This window comes from Nocardia sp. NBC_00565 (assembly GCF_036345915.1).
GTDB lineage: Bacteria > Actinomycetota > Actinomycetes > Mycobacteriales > Mycobacteriaceae > Nocardia.
In genome coordinates this window covers 3,042,731-3,061,639 of the sequence record NZ_CP107785.1, presented here as the reverse complement: position 1 = coordinate 3,061,639, position 18,909 = coordinate 3,042,731, and the positions used below count along the sequence as shown (strand labels likewise).

Here is an 18,909-nt window from a genome sequence, read left to right as displayed (position 1 = left end):
ATATTCCCCGTGTTCGCGCCAGGGTCGGTTTCGGTCACTTCTTGCCGTTCAGTGCCTTGTCCGCCGCGGCCCAGTGCGCGTCCGAAACCCAGAGGTGTGCGAAGGCGTTCACCGCTTCTTCGGGGGAGGCTCCGGCCAGGACCCGCTTGATCTCGCCCGCTGACGGGTTGGCCAGTGACGCGGCCAGTGCTCGCCATCCCGCGTCGAACGATGCCCGCGGCAATACCTGGTCAACGAGTCCGAGTCGCAGTGCCTCGGCCGCGGGGAGGATGGTCGCGGATCCCGCCAGCATCAGCGCTCGGCCCCGACCGACCAGCGCCGCGAGCCGTTCGGCGCCGCCCCAGGCCGGCATGATGGCCAGTGCGGCCTGGTTGAAGCCGATCTTGATGTCGTCGGCGGCGATCCGGATGTCGGCGGCCACCGCGACCTCCGCGCCGCCGCCGAAGGCGTGGCCGTTCAATGCCGCGATGACCGGAGCCGGGAACGCCGCGAGGCGATCGCAGATCAGTCGCATCCGCCAGGCCATCTCCGATGCCGCGTCGAGGGTCCGCAGTGCGCTCAGCTCTTTGAGGTCGCCGCCGGAGACGAATGCGCGATCGCCGGCGCCGCGGATGACCAGGGTGCGCGCCCCTGCAGCGGAGTCGATGGCCTTGTCGAGTTGGTCCATCGTGGCCGGTGCGATGGCGTTGCGGGCCTGCGGGCGATTGATCGTTATGACCGCGACGCCATCGTTCAGCTCGAGATCCACCATCCACATTCTCCAAACATGATATTTATATTCTTGGTTGCGGAGAATATCATCTCCGCCATAGCGGACTTGTCGATCCGATCCAGCCATGCGGCGGGTGCACAGCCCTGCGACCGCCGTCCGCGTCGGGCATTGGAGCTCTCACCATGCGAAAGATCCCTCAGCATTTGGTCGAACGGTATGAGGCTGAGGGGTGGTGGACATCGGAGACGATCGGCGACGCGTTGGCCGGTGGTCTGGCCTCGGCCCCGGACGCCAGATTTCAGGTGCATTCGCAGGTGCGTCCGTGGTCGGGGACATTGCGCGAAGTGGAGACGGTGGCGCGCCGGTTGGCGGCAGGGTTGCGGGCGCGCGGGGTCGGGCCCGGCGATGTGGTCGCCTTCCAGTTGCCGAATTGGATGGAGGCTGCCGCCACGTTCTGGGCCTCGGCATTCCTCGGTGCGGTCGTGGTGCCGATCGTGCACTTCTACGGACGTAAGGAGCTCGGCTACATCCTCGAGTCGGTGCGGCCGCGGGTGTTCGTGACCGCCGAGCGCTTCGGCGCGCTGGAATTCCAGGCGGATCTGTGTGTGGATGTGCCGATCGTGGGTGTGGTGGGTCGGGATTTCGATGATCTGCTCGCCGAGCAGCCCATGGCGGGGGTGCTGGGGACCGATCCGGCCGGGCCGGCACTGATCGCTTTCACCTCCGGCACCACCCGCGATCCGAAGGGCGTGATCCACAGCCATCGCACGCTCGGATTCGAAACCCGTCAGCTGGCCGCCCGCTATCCGGCCGATCGTGGTGTGCAGCTCACCGGCGCGCCGGTCGGGCATTTCATCGGCATGTTGAACGCACTGCTGATTCCGATTCTGGACGGCAGCGCGGTGCACCTCATCGACGTCTGGAATCCGGGCAAGGTGCTCGAGCTGATGACCGAGGACGGGCTCACCGTCGGTGGCGGCGCGACCTATTTCATGACCAGCCTGCTCGATCACCCCGATTTCGGACCACAGCACCTGCCGCATATGAAATACGCGGGTATGGGCGGGTCGTCGGTCCCGGTGGCGGTCACCCGGCGGATGACCGATCTGGGCATCACGGTATTTCGCGCCTATGGCAGCACCGAACATCCCTCGGTCACGGCCTCGCGCCATACCGCCCCGGAGATCAAGCGGGTCTGCACCGACGGTGAGGCGTTGCCGGGGGTGGAGATCCGGTTCACCGACGCGGGGGAGATCCTCACGCGCGGCCCGGATCTGTGCCTCGGCTATACCGATGACGCTCTCACCGCGGCGGCATTCGATGCCAATGGCTGGTATCACACCGGCGACGTCGGTGTGCTGGACGCCGACGGCTACCTCACCATTACCGATCGCACCTCGGATCTGATCATTCGGGGCGGGGAGAACATCAGTGCGGTCGAGGTCGAGGAGGTGCTGCTGGCACTGCCGGGCATCGCGGAGGTGGCGGCGGTGTCCGCGCCCGATGCCAGGCTCGGTGAACATGTGGCCGCGGTCGTGCGGATGAAGCCGGGGTGTGCCGCGCCGACGTTGGACGACCTGCGCGCGCACTTCGCCGAAGCCGGTCTGGCCAAGCAGAAGTGGCCGGAGGAGTTGCACGTGGTGGAAGATTTCCCACGGACCGCCAGCGGCAAGATTCAGAAGTACCGGGTCCGACAGGATGTCGCGGCCGGGCAGTAGGGCGGGGGTTCGATCAGTTGGCGTCGGCCGATCCCGTCGGATACGGCTGACCGCTGACCGATGGATCGGCCACGCCGACCTCGACCCGGACCCGGTCCTGGTAGAAGCCGACGTGGTCGCACAGCAGCGCGACCTCGAGGTAGGGCTCGTGGTACTCCCAGGCGACCAGGTCGGGCCCGTCGGCCAACCGCCAGTACCGTGCCGTGCCCTTGAACGGGCAGCGGGAGGTGTACCGGTCCGGTGCGAGCAGGTCGAAGCGCACGTCGGTGGCGGGGAGATAGAAGGCAATCCCGTGATCTTGTTCGGCGACGAGCAGTGCCGAGGTCGTCTCGCCGAGGATGCGGTCCGCATGCGTGACCCGGACCAGGTTGCGGACGCGCCGCACGTCGACGCGGTAGTCCGGCCATGCCGGATAGCCCGATGGTTCCATACTGTCCTCCGGTATCAGGGCGGTGTTCAGAGCAGCGTGTCGGCGGGCCCGACACTGGCGGTATCGGATGCCGGGAATCCCCGCACCATCGCGTGCACGCTGTAGGAGGCGACAAGGTTCCCGTCGATCGCGTACACCTGACCCTCGCTCTGGGCATGGCCGCGTCCGGCATAGGTGACCCGAGTGGCGTACAGCAGCCACTGCGTCACATCGGCCGCGTCGTGAAAGGTGATGGTGATCATGGTGATTCCGGTCGAGATCGTCGAATGTGCCATCGACTGATCGAAACCCGGATGCGGGCGCAGTGCGGCGGCGACGGTCCAGTGCCCCGTCGACTGGGTCAGCAGCGCCGCATGCAGATAGTCGTGATCGGGCGTGTCCCGAAACCGCGTCCAGGCGAACAGTTCTGGTGGGCCGACCGCGTCGGGATCCGGATCATAGGCGTCGCCGACCACACGCATGTCCCGGCCGTCCACCACCGATCCCGGTGTGTCGAGCGATCGCAGCAGATGCGGCGGATCGACCCGCGGCATGGGCGCGGCCGAGCGGATCAGATCGGGGGCGCCGGTGTCCAGCAACACGATTCCCGCGCAGCGCAGTGCATCGTGTTGTCGGATGTGGACTTGCGCGGTGCTGAAGGTACGGCCCGAGCGCAACACGTCGACATCGATGGCCAGCGGTGCGTCGTGCGTCGCCGCTCGCGAGAAGATCATCGACGCCGATACGACTCGCTGGCCGGGTACTTCCTTCGCGGCCGCCACCACCGCGGCGCCGAGTAGCTGTCCGGCTTCGGCGACATTGCGGACCGTCGGGCCGTGTGCCGGGGCGAGGTATCGGCCTGGGCCGCAGGGTTGTACGTCCATCAGTCGCAGCAGTTCGGCCTGAGTCCATGGCGGGGCGGCGGTATCCGGCGCCACCAGCGGACGGTCCATTGTGGCCTCCGATCGGTAGGTGTGTGCTTATCCGCGCTCGGAACCCATTTCGATGATCGCGTGCACCGGACAGTCGAGCAGTGCTCGGTGCACCCCGTCGCGCTGTTCCGCCGATACCGAGCCGTCGCCCTCCATGGAGGCATAGCCCCAGTCGTCGAGTGAGAAATGCTCCGGCGCGTGCTTGGCGCAGATTCCGAAACCATCGCACATGGTGCGGTCCAATCGGACCCTCATACCAAAACTCACCGCTTCCACTTCGAAGGGACGTTCCGCGAAATACGGTGTCGCGGTGCAGACCTCGCATCCCATGCCACGATGCAGCGATACCGCCGCGGGGAATTCGTCGAGCAGGGTGCGCGCCATATTCGTCGCGGCATCGAGCGTTCCGCATGCGCCGCGACCTCGTAGCACGATCGACCACCGGCGCAGCCGGGCCATATCGGAATCGTCGGCGACGTCGTCGCGTAATGCGTCGACGGCCGCGCTCATCGCCGCCGTCCCGTTGAAGCACGATCCGCACTGGCCCGCGTTTTCCCGATCGAAATAGTCCAGCACCGATGCCGCCACCGCGACCGGGCATTCGTCGTGGGTCAGCAGACCGATCGCGCCGCAACCGAGTCCCGATCCCAAAGCCCGCAGCGTTTCGTGATCCAATCGCGCGTTCAGCACGCGTCGATTGATCAGGCCGCTGAAGTAGCCACCGAGCAATGCGCCCGTGACGTCGTCCGGGGAGATCCGATGCAGGGCGAGCAGATCGGCGAAGGAAATGCCGTGCGGCAGCTCGTAGAGCATGGGCTCGCGACCGCCGCCGCTGACGGTCGCGAGGAAGGTGCCGGGTGATTCCGTCGTGCCCACCGCACGATAGGCATCGGCGCCATGCCGGAGAATGAAAGGCAGGTTGGCCAGGGTCTCGACATTGCTGACCAGCGTCGGCCGACGATCGACCCCCACCTGGAACACTCGCGGTGGCTTATCGGTCGGCTTGGCGGGGCCGCCATTGATGGCACGGACGGCGGCACTCTCCTCACCCGCCACATATCCGGGCTCGACGGTCACGACCTCAATCGGCACCCCGACCGATTCGGTCCCGTCCAGTTCCGCGAGCGCACTGTCGACCGCATCGGCGGCGGCCGGATCCGAGAGGTAGAGGAAGGCCCGGTCCGCGTCGACCATGGCCGCGGCCAACCGTAAGCCGTCCAGCACCCGGTGCGGCCGATAACGCAGCAGCCAGCGGTCTTTGGCCGATGCGGGCTCACCCTCTTCACCGTTGCCGACCACGACCGGCCGGACGCCCGGACCGCAATGGTCGCGCACCGCGTGGAGTTTGACGCCGAGCGGAAAGGCGGCGCCACCGCGGCCGCGCAATCCGGATTCGGTGACCGCGGTCAGGAGCCCGGCGGGATCGGTGAGCGCGGCATATCCACCGGAGTCTCGATACGCCCGCAATTCTTCGACGACCGACCCGCCGTCGATCAATCTCGGTGAAAATCCGGGCGGCGCGCCGACGGTCAGCTTCGCGATCGCGTCCATGATCTTTTCCTTCGATATTCTGTCAATTGAGTGAAATCCCTGTGCATACAATGGCTCTCATGCGAACAGCAGTAATCCGCATCAATATCGATCCGGCCGGTGAGCTCTCGGGCCCGGAACTCGGCGCGCGCATGGAATTGCTCGTGACGCGTGCGAACAGCGCCGGAATAGCCGTCGCCGATTCGCGCGTCGGTACGATGCCGGCGCATCGCCGGGAAATCCAACTCCATATGACCGGTGCGGATGGCGCGATGCTGCGCCGCGATGCCGAACAACTGTGCGCGGAAATCTTCGGCACCGCCCCCACGGCCGGTGCCGTGACCTATATCAGTCGCGGCACCGACGACGACGCGAACGGAATCCTGAGCGGATTCGGGATCACCGGCGACGTTTCGCGCATCACCGGTGACGAGGGGTTCGACATCATTACCGTGCGCCTGGCGAGCAGCGACCTCGCGCGGGTTCCGGAAAGCCGGATCCAGACCGCGTTGGAGGCGGCAACGAACTGCGAGATCCGTATCGTCACCACTTGAGGGCACCGGCCCGTATTCGTGCATCCCCTATTTCCTCAGGCCGTGACGAGTACTTCGTTTCCGATCACCCGGACGGGATAGGTGCGAATGCTCCACTCCGGTTTGACCGCCGTCGTGCCGGTGGCGAGTTCGAAACCCCATTGGTGCCACGGGCAGTAGATGTACTCGTTGTCACGTTCCATCACGGCGTCGCCCGGCGCGTTCTCATCCACCACGGTGCGCCCGCGGGTGCGGCCGACACACAGCGGCCCACCCTCGTGCGGGCAGTAGTTCGCGATCGCGTAGAATGTGCCGTTGACGTTGTAGACCCCCACACCGTGCCGGCCGATGGGGACGAGTTTGAAGCCGCCCGGCGGAATTTCGTCGAGGGTGGCCACGACATGCTCGCGCCCTTGCGGCAGCCGCGGTGTACTCGACGATTCCGGGTTCGATTCCGTGGTCAACTCAGAACACCCGCACCTGACCGGGCAGCACCGGAACCGTTTCGGGCAGGTGGTAGGTCTCGATGCCGTTGCGGCACATCACCGCCTCGCGCATATGCTCGGGCAAATGCTTGACCAGCCACCGGGGCTCATCGAAGGTCCAGTGCGGATAGTCGGAGGAGAACAGCAGAATCTTGTCGGCCTCCATCCACTCCAGTGCCCGGCTCAGCTCCGTCTTGTCCTCCGGATAATCCAGCGGCTGCGTGGTGAACTTGATGTGCTCCTTCACGTACTCCGACGGCTTGCGCTTGATATCCATAGCGGACTTGCGCGCCTCGTAGATCGCGTCCATCCGCCACATCAGCGGCAGAATCCAGCTGAAGGCGTGCTCCACCAACACAATTCGCAGCGCCGGGAACCGGTCGAAGACACCGTCGAAGACCAGGCTCATCACCTGGTTCATCGCTAGCAGCGAATACGTGACCATGAAGTCGTGGTTGTAGCTGGGATAGCCCACCGGCGGCATCGGCATCGTCTCGAAGTTGCCGCGGCTGAGGTGGCAGGCGACCGGCAAGTTGTGTTTTACCGCCGCGGCCCAGACCGGGTCGTACATCGGGTCACCCCAGGACGGACGCGGTTCGGCGCGGATCAGGATCTGCGCCATATACGGGTGGCCTGCCCACTTCTCGATCTCCCGGCCTGCCCCGGCGGGATCCTCGGCGGCGGCGGAAATCGAACCGCGCCAGCGCTGATGCCAGTTGTTGTCGTCGTCGAGCCAGTCCTCGGCGAGCCAGATATTGGTCGCCGCGGCGGCCGCCGAGGTGATTTCGGGCAGTCGGGCCATGCGCAAACCGGGCTCGAGGATGGCGATATCCGATCCGGCTCCGATGATGCACTGGCGGAACGCCATATCGGGATCACTACCGGGGAACCCGCCGTCGGGCAGGAACGCGTCGACCCGCATCGCGTAGGCGTGCGCGTAATCCGGCGCGTCGTACACGATGGTGTCGCCGATATGGTGCGACAGGAAGTACTTGCTGCGGTACGGCTCGGGGAACAGCTCGGCCAGTCGGCCCGGCCGGGGTACCGGGTGGACGTCGGAATCGACCACCCGGACCGCCACCCGTTCAGGGCTCGGTACCCGCTCACGGATGTCGAATTGTGCTCGAGTCATTGGTTTCTCCGTTCTGCCTGCGACTACCGCGCGGCCGCGGTGGTGTTGATGTCGATGCCGTAGAGATCCGCCGCATTGCGCCACAGGAATCGGTCGCGCTGCTCCTGGCTCAGCGCGGCGGGCAGCCGGCGGTGATCGTTGAGTTGCCAGTCCGGATAGCTGGAACCGAACATGATCATGCGGTCCTTGCCGGTGAAGCCCAGCCATTCGCCGGCGAATTCCGTATCGCCGGGGCCGTCCAAGCTGCCCTGGACGAAGAAGATGTGTTCGGGCAGATAGTCACTCGGCATCCGCGGCGCCCACGGGGTCTGTTCGAGATGCGGACGCCCGAAGGTATCCATTCGCCACATCATCGGGGTGAGCAGATCCGCCGCACCGTCGGCCCAGACGAACCGCACATTCGGGAAACGCTCGAACACGCCCTCGGCGATCATGTTCATCAGGTGGTAGAGGTAGTTCAGGGCCATGAAGCCGAGGTACTGCTCGTAGGTCCGGGTGTGGCCCGACGGGGTGGGCGGAAAGCCGACGCCGGAACCAGTTTCGATATGCACGGCCACCGGCAGATTCGCCGCGGCCGCCGCTTCCCACAGCGGCCAGAACTGCGGTTTGCCGTAGAGTTCGCGCGATTGCAGGGGGATGCCGATCTGCACCACCCGCGGATGCTCGCGCCAGCGCTCGATCTCGCGCACGGCGCCGGCGATATCCTCCGGGTTCACCCGGATCGTGCCGCGGTACCGGTCGGCGTAGGCGCCGGCGTCCAACCAGCGCGACACCAGCATCTCGTTGTGCGCGGCCAGGATCGCCGAGGTCAGGTGCCGGTCGGGCAGCGTGCCCCGGGTCATGGCGTGCAGGATCGCGATATCGACGCCCTCGGCGTCGAACAGGTGGCGGCCGACGGCGTCCGGATCCGAGCCCGGATACACACCCTCGGGCCCCTCGGTACCGGGTGCGAACTCCCCGCCCGGGGCGCCGTACCAGTCCATTTCGATATCGGGGATGCCGCGGCTGCGGTAGGGCTCGTGCAGGAACTGCCGCAGTTCGGGATTGGACTTGAAGTAGATGTGGACGCTGGCGTCGATGAGCGGCGTCGCGGTTCCGTCACTGTGCTCGATCATCGCGCAACCGCCACCGGGCGGGCGTTCCTCGCCACACGAAACCAAAAAGTTGTTCTCATTCGACTGCTCCGTTGTGTGGTGTCGGCAGGCAGGGATTCTGGTCGAAAACCAAATATTTGTTCCGCGACTGTACGTCAGTGTATCGGCACCACACAAGGGGTGTCAGTGGTGCGCGCGAGCGGCGCCGCGCAGCAGTGTGGCGCGCGAATGCGCAAGGGCCGTATGCGTGCCGACCTTTGCCACCAGCCCAGGCGGCATCCAGATCAGGTCACGGACGCAGGCCGACAACCGGCTGATCGCCACACCATCGAGGCGTATCTCCCCGGCCCGCTGTCCGATCTCGATCACCGTGCGGATCTGGCGCGCCCGCTGCCGCAACGCGTACAATAGACCCCTCGTATCGGGCGGTGACGAACGGAACCAGGCCCGCTGGATGGCGAACTCCTCGTCGAACCGCTCGATCGCGCTCAGATTGATCCAGGTGAGCGCATCCAGCTTGGCGACCGATGTCGAATCGGTGCCGACCACCGCCTGATACGCGCCGGAGAGCTCGGCGTGAAATGAACCCATGATCGAGTCGAGTAGCGCCTTTTTCGATTCGACGGTGCGATACACGCTGCCCGCACCCAGTTCGGCGGCCGCGGCGATATCGCGCATGGTCGTCGCCTCGTAGCCGCGTCGGGCGAATTCGGCCCTGGCCACCGATCGGATCATCGTCAACCTGTCGTCCTCGGCATACGCCGCGGGCTCGGCCCAGGTGTCCACGATCCGCCGCGCGGTCCGCATGGCGGGGGAGCGGTCGAGGTCGCGGTCGGTGGGCGGCTTCGCCGCGATACCTTCGAACAGCAAGCGGCACAGCACCGTGGCGACCTGATCGGCCGCGGACTCGCGATGCAGGACCGACAATCCGGTGTGCAGCATTGTCTCGCACATCTGCTCGGTCAGGATCGACCGATCGATCTCGGCCCCGAGGTAGCCGACCGACCGTACCGCGTCCAAGAGTTCGCGCAGCGCGTTCTCGATCGCGACCGGGCGCTGCCGGGCCAGCCGCACGAGTTCCGCGCCCGCGCCGGCATGTGGTTCGTAGATCGAAAGTTGCAGTGCGGCACGATGATCGAGCGCGCAGCCGGCAATCGCGGTGGCGAACCGCGAAATCGGTTCGAACGCGGTGTCGGCGGCGGTGATATCGGCGCCGCGCGGCGCCGCTGCGGCCACCGCGTCGAGCGCGTCACGATAGCGTTCGAGCAGTTCGACCGCGATCGATTCCTTGGAATCGAAGTGGTGGTACAGGCTGCCCGGCAGGATTCCGCACGCGTCGGCGACATCCTTGAGCAGCGCCCTGGCATAGCCCGACGAGGCGAACAATTCGGCCGCGGCGTGCAGGATCTGGGTGCGACGCCGGCTGTCGGCACGGCCATCGGCGGCGGCCCGCGGTCGTCGCACCCGTTCGGTTTGCCCGGATCCCGCCGTCACCCACCGCACCTCGGAGTCGCATCGCCCATAGGCAGAGCATAACGGCGCAACCAAAATATTGTTCCGCGCTGTCGGAGCAGGCCGGCGGCGGTTACGACACGGCGCTGCCTGCCGTCATCGTGGTCGGGGTTACCGGACCATGCCAGCCGCAAGGTAATTCGCATGTCGCCACCACGGTGACTTCGACCCGGTCGTCGGCGAACGACCGTAGCGTCTGCGCCGCGCCCGCGGGATATCCGCAGCGCGGGCACTTGCCGTAGTAGTCCAGAATTTGGCGGACGGTGAACTGGATGGGGGGTTCCACGAATTCCTCCGAGCGGGTGGCCGCTACTGATGGTGGTCGGAACCGGCGGTGTCGGCCGGTTTGGCGTTCGGTTGTCGCAGCACCCAGCGCGCGATCTCGGTCTGGTCGGCCCCGGGCCCCAGCGCGGCGTCGGCCTCGGCCCACAGTTCGACGGCGCGCTGGCCGAGCGGCGAGCCGACGCCGAGCGCGTCGGCCAGACCGGTCGCGATGCGCATGTCCTTGAGCATCAGGGCCAGACCGAATCCGGAATCGTAGGTCTGCGGCAGGATGAAGCGCGGAAATTTGAGTTCGGTCGAGGCGCTGCGACCGCTCGAGATGTTGATCATCGACACCATCAGCTCGGGGTCGAGACCGAAACGTCGACCGGCCGCGAAACCCTCCGCGCCGGCGAGCAGATGTACGGCGGCGAGCAGGTTGTTGATGGCCTTGAGCGCGTGTCCGGCACCGGTGTTGCCGACCCGGTGCAGCTTGCCCAGCGGCTCGAGCAGCGCGGCGATTCTGGCCACGGCGGTTTCGGTGCCGCCGGCCATGATCGTGAGCGTGCCCGACTCGGCGCCGCTGATCCCGCCGGATACCGGCGCGTCGATGAGGGTGATCCGCCGTTTGGCCAGCGCGTAGGACAGCCGCTGGGTCGACAGCGGTTCGGATGAACTCATGTCGACCACGATCGAACCCGGTCGCAGGGCGTCGAGGACGGCGGCATCGCCGAGTGTCGCCTCGACGACCGCGGAGTTCGGGAGCATCAAGATGACGAACGACGCGCCTGCCACGGCCGTCGCGGCGTCCGGGGCCGCGGTACCGCCGGCGGCGGTCAGTGACCGGCGGGCATCCGCATCGGGATCGAATCCCAGCACGGCATATCCGGCGTCGAGGAGTCGCTTCGACATCCGCGCGCCCATATTGCCCAGTCCGAGGAACGCGACCTGTCCTGTCTTGGCGTCGGTCATCGGACTGCTCCGTCATCGGAGGGGTCATCGGAGCGGCCATCGGAGTGCTCCGCGAGGATCCGCTCGGCGATCCGGAAGGATTCCAGCGCCGCGGGCACACCGGCGTAGATGGCCGTTTGCAGCAGCACCTCCTGGATCTCGTCCGGTGTCACCCCATTGGTCAGCGCGCCGCGGACGTGCGTGCCGAATTCGGTTGGCCGGTTGAGCGCGGTCAGCATGGCCAGATTGATCATGGACCGGGTCCGCCGGTCCAGGCCCGGCCGGGTCCAGACCGCACCCCAGCAGTATTCGGTGACCAATTCCTGCATGGGGCGGGCGAATTCGCTCATATCGGCAATCGCCCGCGCCACATACTCCTGGCCGACGACTTCGGTGCGGACCCGCAGTCCGGCTGCGTAGAGCTCCTGGCGGGTGGTGTTGTCGGTCATGGGCGGCATCCCTCGGGTATCGGATCAGTCGAGAAACAGGTCGAGCGTGGGGTGTGCGCCGCCGCCGTATCGGGACAGGTCCTCGACGCCGGACGCGATGAGCACCTCCGCGTCGATGTAGCAGTTCCCGCTGGTCTCCCGCGCCGGGCGAGACAGAATCTCGACCGCGGCATCGGCCATGATCTCGGGGCTGCGCGCCAAGTCGAGCAGGCGTTCGCCGTCGGCCATATTCGCCACGGCGGCGGTGGCGATATAGGTCTGGGGCCACAGGCAGTTCACCGCGATGCCCGCGTCGGCGAATTCGGCCGCCCACCCCAGCGACAGCAGGGTCATCCCGTACTTCGACAGCGTGTAGGCGGGGTGCGCGCCGAGCCAGCGCGGGTTCATATTCATCGGCGGCGACAGGGTGAGCACATGCGGATTCGCCGCGGCGCGCAGATGTGGCAGACAGGCCTTGGTGAGCAGGAAGGTGCCGCGCAGATTGATCTGCTGCATGAGGTCGAACTTCTTGGCGGACAACGTTTCCGTGCCATCCAGGCCGATGGCACTGGCGTTGTTGACGCAGAAGTCGATACCGCCGAACCGCTCGAGCGCGGTGTCCACGGCGCGTTGCACGTCCTGCTCATTACGCACATCGCCGACCACGGCGGCTGCCTTGCCGCCCGCGGCTTCCAGTTCGGCGACAGCGGTGTGCACGGTGCCGGGCAGCCGGGGGTGCGGTTCGGCCGTCTTGGCCAAGAGAACCACATTCGCCCCGAGCCTGGCCGCGCCCAGCGCGATCGCCAAGCCGATACCGCGGCTGCCACCGGATATGACCAGGGTGCGCTCGGCAAGGGCGTGTTGCTGGCTCGGCATCGTTCTCCTCGGTAGTGGCGGCATGCGTGGCTCGTCGGCGGCCTGCTGGCGCAGCCGATTCCATATCGGACTAATGATGTCCGTTCTTGATGGTATTGGCATTCTCATTTTTTGCAAGTACCGTATTCATCGATGAACGACCAAGCTCAGACCTCGTCCGGCATCCCGCTCGAGCCGGTCTACGGACCGGCGGACCGCGATGTCGAGCCGCCCGCGCCGGGCGGCTTTCCCTTCACACGCGGCAACTTCGCGACCGGTTACCGCGGGCGGCTGTGGACGTTTCGGCAGTACTCCGGATTCGGCACGGCGGAGGAGTCCAATCGCCGGTACCGCTATCTGCTGGAGCAGGGCGGTACGGGGCTGTCGGTCGCGCTCGATCTGCCCACGCAGTGCGGTTACGACTCCGATGATCCGGAGGTGACCGAGGAGGTCGGCCGGGTCGGCGTAGCGGTGGACACGCTGGCTGACGCGGAGATCCTCTTCGATGCCATACCGCTGGACAAGATCAGCACCAGCTTCACGATCAACGGCACGGCCGCGATCCTGTTGGCGTTCTATGTGGCGGCCGCCGAGAAGAAGGGTGTGCCGCGCGAACAGCTCACGGGCACAATCCAGAACGACATCCTCAAGGAGTACGCCTCCCGGGGCACCTGGATCTGGCCGCCGGAGCCTTCGCTGCGGCTGATCGCCGATACCATCGAGTTCTGCGCGGCCGAGGTGCCGCGATTCAACGCGATCTCCGTCGCCGGTGCGCATTTCCGGGATGCCGGGGCCAATGCGGTACAGGAGATGTCGTTCACCCTCGCCGACGGGGTCACCTATTGCGACACCGTGGTGGCGCGGGGCCGGATGACGATCGACCAGTTCGCGCCGCAGATCTCGTTCTTCTTCTACACCCACGGCGATTTCTTCGAGGAGATCGCGAAATACCGGGCCGGGCGCAGGCGCTGGGCGACGATCGTGCGCGAGCGCTACGGTGCGACCACCGATAAGGCATCGATGTTCCGTTTCGGGTGCGTGGCCGGTGGCGCTTCCCTCTATGCACCGCAGGCACAGAACAATCTGGTTCGCGTCGCCTACGAGGCGCTGGCCTCGGTGCTCGGCGGGGTGCAGTCGATGTTCACCGCGGCGTGGGACGAGCCCTTCGCCCTGCCCAGCGAGGAGTCGGCGACACTGGCGCTGCGAACCCAGCAGATCCTCGCCTACGAGACCGGTGTCACCCGGGTCGCGGATCCGCTGGGCGGCTCCTACTTCGTCGAGGCGCTGACCGATGCCACCGAGGCCCGCATCATCGAGATCATGGACGATCTCGAGCGTCACGGCGGCATGGTCCGCGCGATCGAGGACGGCTATCTGCAGGGTCTCATCGCCGATGAGGCATATCAGCTGCATCAGGATGTCGAGGCGGGTACGCGCCCGGTCGTCGGTGTGAATCGGTTCGTCTCCGATGAGCCCGCCCCGGAAATCGCGACCTACGAATTGGATGCCGAGGGTCGCGATCTACAGCTGAAGCGCCTCGCCAGAGTCAAGGCCGAACGCGATCCCGCGGCGGTTCGGGACGGGCTCGCCGCCCTGACCCGCGCCGCGGAAGGAGATGAGAACCTGATGCACTATCTGATCGATTGCGCCAATGCCTACTGCACGGTGGGCGAGATGACCACCGCGCTGAAGCAGGTCTGGGGCGAGTTCCAGCAGCCGGTGGTGTTCTGATGACGGCACGAGTGCTGGTCGCCAAGCCCGGCTTGGACGGCCACGATCGCGGTGCGAAGATCGTCGCGCGCGCCCTGCGTGACGCCGGTTTCGAGGTCGTCTACACCGGCATACGCCAGCGCATCGAGGACATCGTGACGATCGCGCTACAGGAAGACGTCGCCGTCGTCGGTTTGAGCATCCTCTCCGGTGCGCATATCGCCCTGACCATGCGCACCGTCGAGGCGCTGCGGGCCGCGGACGCGGGCGATATCGCCGTGATCGTGGGCGGCACCATTCCGCAGGCGGATGTGGCGCGGCTGTTGGAAGTCGGTGCGGCCGCGGTATTTCCGACCGGCACATCGCTGGAGGTATTGGTCACCCAGATCAGGGCGCTCACCGGAACGTCGCCGACCTGAGCGTGTCTCGACTGCGGTGAAGCGCCGCGGTGGATGCGCGAAAAGCATTGGAAAATGGAGGAATTCGTGCGTATCGGAGTGATGATCGGGCCGGAGAAGGGGGACGCGGCACGCAAGCTGACCCGGATGTTGGCCGATATCGAGTGGGCCGAGTCAGCGGGTTTGGACACCGCGTGGATTCCGCAGATTCCCACCGATTTCGACGCGCTGATCACCATCGCGCTGATGGGTATGCGCACATCGCGGATCGAGCTCGGGACCGCGGTGGTGCCGCTGCAGGCGCAGCATCCGATCGCCCTTGCGCGGCAGGCGCTTTCGGCGCAGGCCGCGGCGGGCGGGCGGTTGGCGCTCGGCGTCGGTCCGTCGCATCACTGGATCGTGCGGGATATGCTCGGGCTGCCGTATGACAAGCCCGCCGGATATACCCGGGACTATCTGGACGTGCTCAACGTAGCGCTGGGCGGGCCCGGCCAGGTCGATGTCGAGAATGCGACCTTCACCGTGCACAATCCGCTCGACCTCGGACCGGTCGCACCGGTGCCGGTGCTGATCGCCGCGCTCGGCCCGGTCATGCTGCGCATCGCGGGTGAACATACCGACGGCACCATTCTCTGGATGGCCGATGAGCGCGCGGTCGGTGAGCATATCGTCCCGCGTATCACGAAGGCCGCCTCGGATGCCGGACGTCCGGCGCCGCGGGTGGTGGCGGGTCTGCCGGTATGCCTGTGCCGGCCGTCCGAGGTCGACGAGGCGAAGGCGCGGGCGAATCGCATTCTGGGGGAGGCCGAGGTCTCGCCCAACTATCAGCGGCTGCTGGAAACCGGCGATGCCAAGGACATCGGTGATATCTGCATCGCCGGTGACGAACAGACCATCGCCGCCGGGTTGCGCCGATTCGGCGACGCCGGGGCCACCGATCTATCGGTGCGGTTGCTGCCGATCGGCGACAACCGCGACGAACTGGTCGCCTCCAAGCGCCGGACCCGGGACATGATCGCCGAACTCGCCAAGGATCTGCGGTGATCGGCGCTCGCGGCGAAAGCGCCAAGGCTCGCCGCGGACGCTCGGGCGAGCACGCCGACCCAGCGGAGTCCGACGCTGACCCCGCGCCGTTGGCCGGCATCCGCATCCTCGAGGTCGGCACCATGCTGGCCGGTCCGTACGCCACCATGATGCTCGCCGATCTGGGCGCCGAGGTCACCAAGCTGGAACCACCGGACGGTGAGATCTCGCGGCAGGTCGGCGACAGCTACTTCGCCAGTCTCAATCGCGGCAAGCGCAGCATCCGTCTCGATCTGACCTCCGCCGAGGGGCAGGCCCAGCTCGGTGCGCTGGTCGCGAAATCCCATGCGCTGCTGGTGAATCTGAAGCCCTCGGCGATCCGCAGGCTCGGCCTCACCTACCCGGCGCTGCGGCAGTGGAACGAACGGATCGTCTGTGTGGCGATCACGGGTTTCGGCCTGGACGGCGGTGACGATCCGGCGTTCGACTACGTCATCCAGGCGGCCACCGGAGTCGCGGCGTTGACCGGCGATCCGGCCGGCCCGCCGACGCTGCCCGGCTACTCCTCGGCCGACAACTCCACCGGACTGACCGCCGCGCTCGGCCTGCTCGCCCAGATCGTGTCCGGGCGCGGTGGGCAGGTGGAGGTGTCGTTACGCGATGTCATGTTCTCGCAGCTGAACTATCATGCCTCGGCCTACCTCAACGAGGGCAAGCGGCCGCACCGGCGCCCGTTCGGCGCGCACGCGTATTACGTTCCGGCGCAGATCTTTCCGACCGCCGACGGCCATCTGGCGCTGTTCATCACGCACGACGGGTTCTGGAAGACCTTCGCCGGGGAAGCGGGGGTGGCCGGGTTCGCGACGATGGCCGAGCGGTCGGCGCACCGCGACGAAGTGCTCGCCGCGGTCACCGCGGCCCTGGCCGCCGACACCGCGGCCGGCTGGGAAGCGCGCCTGCGGCCGCTCGGCATCCCGGCGGCCGCCGTCCGCACCCTGCCCGAGGCTCTCGACGACACCCCGCACGCCGTGGTGACCGCGGGCGACTATCGGCTGGTCGGCAGCCCGATCCGGATCGCTGGATTCGAGCCCGATTACCGACCGCCGCCACATTTGGGCGAGCACGGCCACTGAACAGCGACCGCCGGAGCGTGCGGGCCACTAGTGCGGCCCGCACGTCGGCTGCGTGTTCAGGGCAGGACGTCGTTTGCCCATTCGTGCAGGATCGGGGCCAGTAGCGGCCAGCGGACGAACAGGCCGGCCGCCGTGCCGTTGTTCCGTGCCGCCTGCCGTTCTTGCCATTCGCGGTCACCCCACGGCGGCTCGACCAGTTGCGCCTTCGGCAGTAGCCGGGCCACTTCTTCCGATGTCTCACGGCGGTGGTGGATATCGCTGGCACCGCTGCGGAAAACCAGGGTGGGGAGTCCGATGGCGCCGGCGTCCACGGTCGACAGCCCGGGCACGACCTCGCCCGGGCCCAGACAGAATGCCGCCAGCCACTGCTCCATCGTGGCGATGAACTGCTTCGGGTCCTGGTCGAGGAAGCGCTGTCGGTTGGCCGGATTGCGTGCGATGATCTCGGACCACTCCGGTAGTGCCGCCACCGCCTCCATTCCGCCGGTCCATGCCGCCTCGATCGATCCGGAGTAGTAGAAGTTGCCGATGGAGATCAAGCCGTAGACCCCGCCGGAGATCCACAGCACCGCGAGTGCGGCGCAGACGTCCGGATGTCGTTCGGCCGCGAGCAAGGACACGCGGGCCCCGCCGGAACCGCCGACGATGACCGCGGGCGACATATCGAGCTGTTTCAGCAGGCCCGCCAGGATGTCGGCCTGCATCGCCGATTCGGATGGTCCGGTGAAGCACACATCCGACTCGCCGGTATTCGGGCGGTCCCAGATGAGCACCTGGTTGCCGCGTTCGGCGAGTGCGGTGGCGAGTTCGCGGACGCCGGGCGAGTGCCGGTCGAACCGGCCGCCCGGTGTGATCACCCAGGGACGTCCCGCGCCGATTACTTCATAGCCGACCGTGCGGCCGTGCACTGTCGCTGTGGTCATTCAGATCCTCGATTCTGCATTGTCATTCGTATTGGACGGTGATCGAGTCGGTATCGGGAACCGCCTGGCAGGTGAGCACGTAGCCGTCGGCGACCTCGTCGTCGGTCAGGGCGTCGTTGACCCGCATGGTCGCCGAACCCGCGGTGAGTTTGGCCATGCAGGTCGCACAGTTGCCGGATTCGCAGGAGAACGGTGGGGTGAGACCGCCGCGGCGCGCGCTCTCCAGCAATGTCTCGCCGTCGGTGCGGGGTACCGACACTTTCTTCCGGCCGAGGATGATCGTCACCGTTGCCTTGGCCTGGGCGGGTGTGCCGGCCGCGGGTGGCGCGGCGGCGGGCGTTTCGGTGGCCGCGGTGGTCTCATCGGTGACCGGCGCCGGTGCGCCGAATCGTTCGCTGTAGATCAGGCCGGGGCCGGGTAGCGCGGTTTCCACCATTGCCATGAAGGCCTCGGGGCCGCAGATGTAGGCGTCCGCATGACCGTCGCCGCCCGCGAACGCCCGCACCGTGGCGGGATCGAGCAACCCGCGCTCGGCGTCGAGGTGGCGCACCACCTCGAGCCGGGTCGGGAACCGCTCGACCAGGTCGGACAGCACCGCCTCGAAGATCACCGACGCCTGGTCCCGGTCCGCGCACAGCAGCCGCACTCGGCGCTCGGTGCTCGCGAGGGCGCTCTTGGCCAGGGACAGGATCGGCGTGATGCCGCTGCCGCCGCTGAAGGCCAGCAGCGGAACATCAGTGTCGCGCAGGCAGAATCGGCCCGCCGGGCGGGTCATCTCGATCTCGTCGCCTTCGACGAGGTTGTCGTTCATCCAGTTCGATACCTTGCCGCCGGGCACCCGCTTGACGGTGGTCATGAGTTCGCCGTCGGTCTCGGGCGCACTCGACATCGAGTAGGAGCGGAACAGCTCCGCGCCGTCCACTCGCACCCGGAACGTGCAGAACTGCCCGGCCCGGTAGGCGAGCGGTCCCTCGTGCGGAGCGAGCACGAAGGTACGGGCGTCAGCGGTTTCCTTGACGATCCGAGTCACCGTCGCGCGCTGGAACAAGGGAGGTCTCGCCATGGACCGCCTCCTTCTGGTATGAAGATTCTGATGTACGGAGAATACTATTCTCCCCTACAAGTTAGGATCTTCTCAATGTTGTCGTGCAGCCGGTCTCCCGAGTCGGG

Annotated in this window: 20 protein-coding genes and 1 pseudogene; 6 read left to right on the top strand and 15 right to left on the bottom strand. The window is 66.8% G+C overall.

Features of this window, described 5'->3' with window-relative positions; translation table 11 throughout:
• Positions 1-34: 34 nt before the first annotated feature.
• Complete coding sequence (locus tag OG874_RS14695; RefSeq protein WP_330255694.1) at positions 35-751, bottom strand: enoyl-CoA hydratase/isomerase family protein; 717 nt, start codon at positions 749-751, stop codon at positions 35-37.
• Positions 752-894: 143 nt separating this feature from the next.
• Between OG874_RS14695 and OG874_RS14690 the strand changes: the two genes are divergently transcribed.
• Positions 895-2,430 carry an AMP-binding protein gene (locus OG874_RS14690; RefSeq protein ID WP_330255693.1) on the top strand — a complete coding sequence of 512 codons (1,536 nt, stop codon included), beginning with the start codon at positions 895-897 and terminating at the stop codon, positions 2,428-2,430.
• Between the two features lie 13 nt (positions 2,431-2,443).
• On the opposite strand, the gene OG874_RS14685 is transcribed toward OG874_RS14690, so the two are convergent.
• The 4 genes and pseudogenes from OG874_RS14685 to OG874_RS14675 form a co-directional block, all read right to left on the bottom strand.
• Entirely contained in the window at positions 2,444-2,860 is a 417-nt protein-coding gene (locus OG874_RS14685) for a DUF427 domain-containing protein (protein WP_330255692.1), read from the bottom strand.
• Between the two features lie 26 nt (positions 2,861-2,886).
• Entirely contained in the window at positions 2,887-3,792 is a 906-nt protein-coding gene (locus OG874_RS14680) for an acyl-CoA thioesterase (RefSeq protein WP_330255691.1), read from the bottom strand.
• Between the two features lie 27 nt (positions 3,793-3,819).
• Positions 3,820-4,026: a ferredoxin gene (locus OG874_RS44710; RefSeq protein WP_442943403.1), complete on the bottom strand. Its 207-nt coding sequence runs from the start codon at positions 4,024-4,026 to the stop codon at positions 3,820-3,822.
• Between the two features lie 9 nt (positions 4,027-4,035).
• Positions 4,036-5,322: pseudogene (locus tag OG874_RS14675) on the bottom strand (NADH-ubiquinone oxidoreductase-F iron-sulfur binding region domain-containing protein); the annotation flags it as partial.
• 59 nt (positions 5,323-5,381) lie between these two features.
• Between OG874_RS14675 and OG874_RS14670 the strand changes: the two are divergent.
• A complete protein-coding gene (locus OG874_RS14670; protein WP_330255689.1) occupies positions 5,382-5,855 on the top strand; it encodes a hypothetical protein in 474 nt (157 codons plus the stop codon).
• A gap of 35 nt (positions 5,856-5,890) precedes the next feature.
• Here the strand turns inward: OG874_RS14670 and OG874_RS14665 are convergent, their stop codons facing one another.
• The 8 genes from OG874_RS14665 to OG874_RS14630 form a co-directional block, all read right to left on the bottom strand.
• A complete protein-coding gene (locus OG874_RS14665; protein ID WP_330255688.1) occupies positions 5,891-6,298 on the bottom strand; it encodes a Rieske (2Fe-2S) protein in 408 nt (135 codons plus the stop codon).
• A 1-nt stretch (position 6,299) separates the two neighbouring features.
• Positions 6,300-7,451, bottom strand: a complete 1,152-nt coding sequence (locus OG874_RS14660) for an amidohydrolase family protein (protein ID WP_330255687.1) — start codon at positions 7,449-7,451, stop codon at positions 6,300-6,302.
• A 23-nt stretch (positions 7,452-7,474) separates the two neighbouring features.
• Positions 7,475-8,566, bottom strand: a complete 1,092-nt coding sequence (locus tag OG874_RS14655) for an amidohydrolase family protein (RefSeq protein ID WP_330255686.1) — start codon at positions 8,564-8,566, stop codon at positions 7,475-7,477.
• Positions 8,567-8,728: 162 nt separating this feature from the next.
• Positions 8,729-10,039 carry a TetR/AcrR family transcriptional regulator gene (locus tag OG874_RS14650; protein ID WP_330255685.1) on the bottom strand — a complete coding sequence of 437 codons (1,311 nt, stop codon included), beginning with the start codon at positions 10,037-10,039 and terminating at the stop codon, positions 8,729-8,731.
• A gap of 91 nt (positions 10,040-10,130) precedes the next feature.
• Complete coding sequence (locus OG874_RS14645) at positions 10,131-10,343, bottom strand: hypothetical protein (RefSeq protein ID WP_330255684.1); 213 nt, start codon at positions 10,341-10,343, stop codon at positions 10,131-10,133.
• Between the two features lie 23 nt (positions 10,344-10,366).
• Positions 10,367-11,290, bottom strand: coding sequence for an NAD(P)-dependent oxidoreductase (locus tag OG874_RS14640; RefSeq protein WP_330255683.1), 924 nt, complete (start codon positions 11,288-11,290; stop codon positions 10,367-10,369).
• Positions 11,287-11,718 carry a carboxymuconolactone decarboxylase family protein gene (locus tag OG874_RS14635; protein ID WP_330255682.1) on the bottom strand — a complete coding sequence of 144 codons (432 nt, stop codon included), beginning with the start codon at positions 11,716-11,718 and terminating at the stop codon, positions 11,287-11,289. Before OG874_RS14635 ends, OG874_RS14640 begins: the two co-directional genes overlap by 4 nt.
• A gap of 24 nt (positions 11,719-11,742) precedes the next feature.
• Positions 11,743-12,573 carry an SDR family oxidoreductase gene (locus OG874_RS14630; RefSeq protein ID WP_330255681.1) on the bottom strand — a complete coding sequence of 277 codons (831 nt, stop codon included), beginning with the start codon at positions 12,571-12,573 and terminating at the stop codon, positions 11,743-11,745.
• Positions 12,574-12,705: 132 nt separating this feature from the next.
• On the opposite strand from OG874_RS14630, the gene OG874_RS14625 reads away from it, so the two are divergent.
• From OG874_RS14625 to OG874_RS14610, 4 genes are all read left to right on the top strand, one after another.
• Positions 12,706-14,283, top strand: a complete 1,578-nt coding sequence (locus tag OG874_RS14625) for a methylmalonyl-CoA mutase family protein (RefSeq protein ID WP_330255680.1) — start codon at positions 12,706-12,708, stop codon at positions 14,281-14,283.
• Positions 14,283-14,681, top strand: coding sequence for a cobalamin B12-binding domain-containing protein (locus tag OG874_RS14620; RefSeq protein WP_330255679.1), 399 nt, complete (start codon positions 14,283-14,285; stop codon positions 14,679-14,681). The genes OG874_RS14625 and OG874_RS14620 overlap by 1 nt, the downstream gene beginning before the upstream one ends.
• 66 nt (positions 14,682-14,747) lie before the next feature.
• Positions 14,748-15,704 (top strand): LLM class F420-dependent oxidoreductase, encoded by a 957-nt coding sequence (locus tag OG874_RS14615; RefSeq protein WP_330255678.1) that lies wholly within the window; start codon positions 14,748-14,750, stop codon positions 15,702-15,704.
• An 89-nt stretch (positions 15,705-15,793) separates the two neighbouring features.
• Entirely contained in the window at positions 15,794-16,816 is a 1,023-nt protein-coding gene (locus tag OG874_RS14610) for a CaiB/BaiF CoA transferase family protein (protein WP_330257294.1), read from the top strand.
• A gap of 56 nt (positions 16,817-16,872) precedes the next feature.
• Here the strand turns inward: OG874_RS14610 and OG874_RS14605 are convergent, their stop codons facing one another.
• On the bottom strand, positions 16,873-17,739 hold the full coding sequence (locus tag OG874_RS14605; RefSeq protein WP_330255677.1) for an alpha/beta fold hydrolase: 867 nt from the start codon (positions 17,737-17,739) through the stop codon (positions 16,873-16,875).
• 22 nt (positions 17,740-17,761) lie between these two features.
• Complete coding sequence (locus tag OG874_RS14600) at positions 17,762-18,802, bottom strand: ferredoxin--NADP reductase (protein ID WP_330255676.1); 1,041 nt, start codon at positions 18,800-18,802, stop codon at positions 17,762-17,764.
• Positions 18,803-18,909 lie beyond the last annotated feature (107 nt).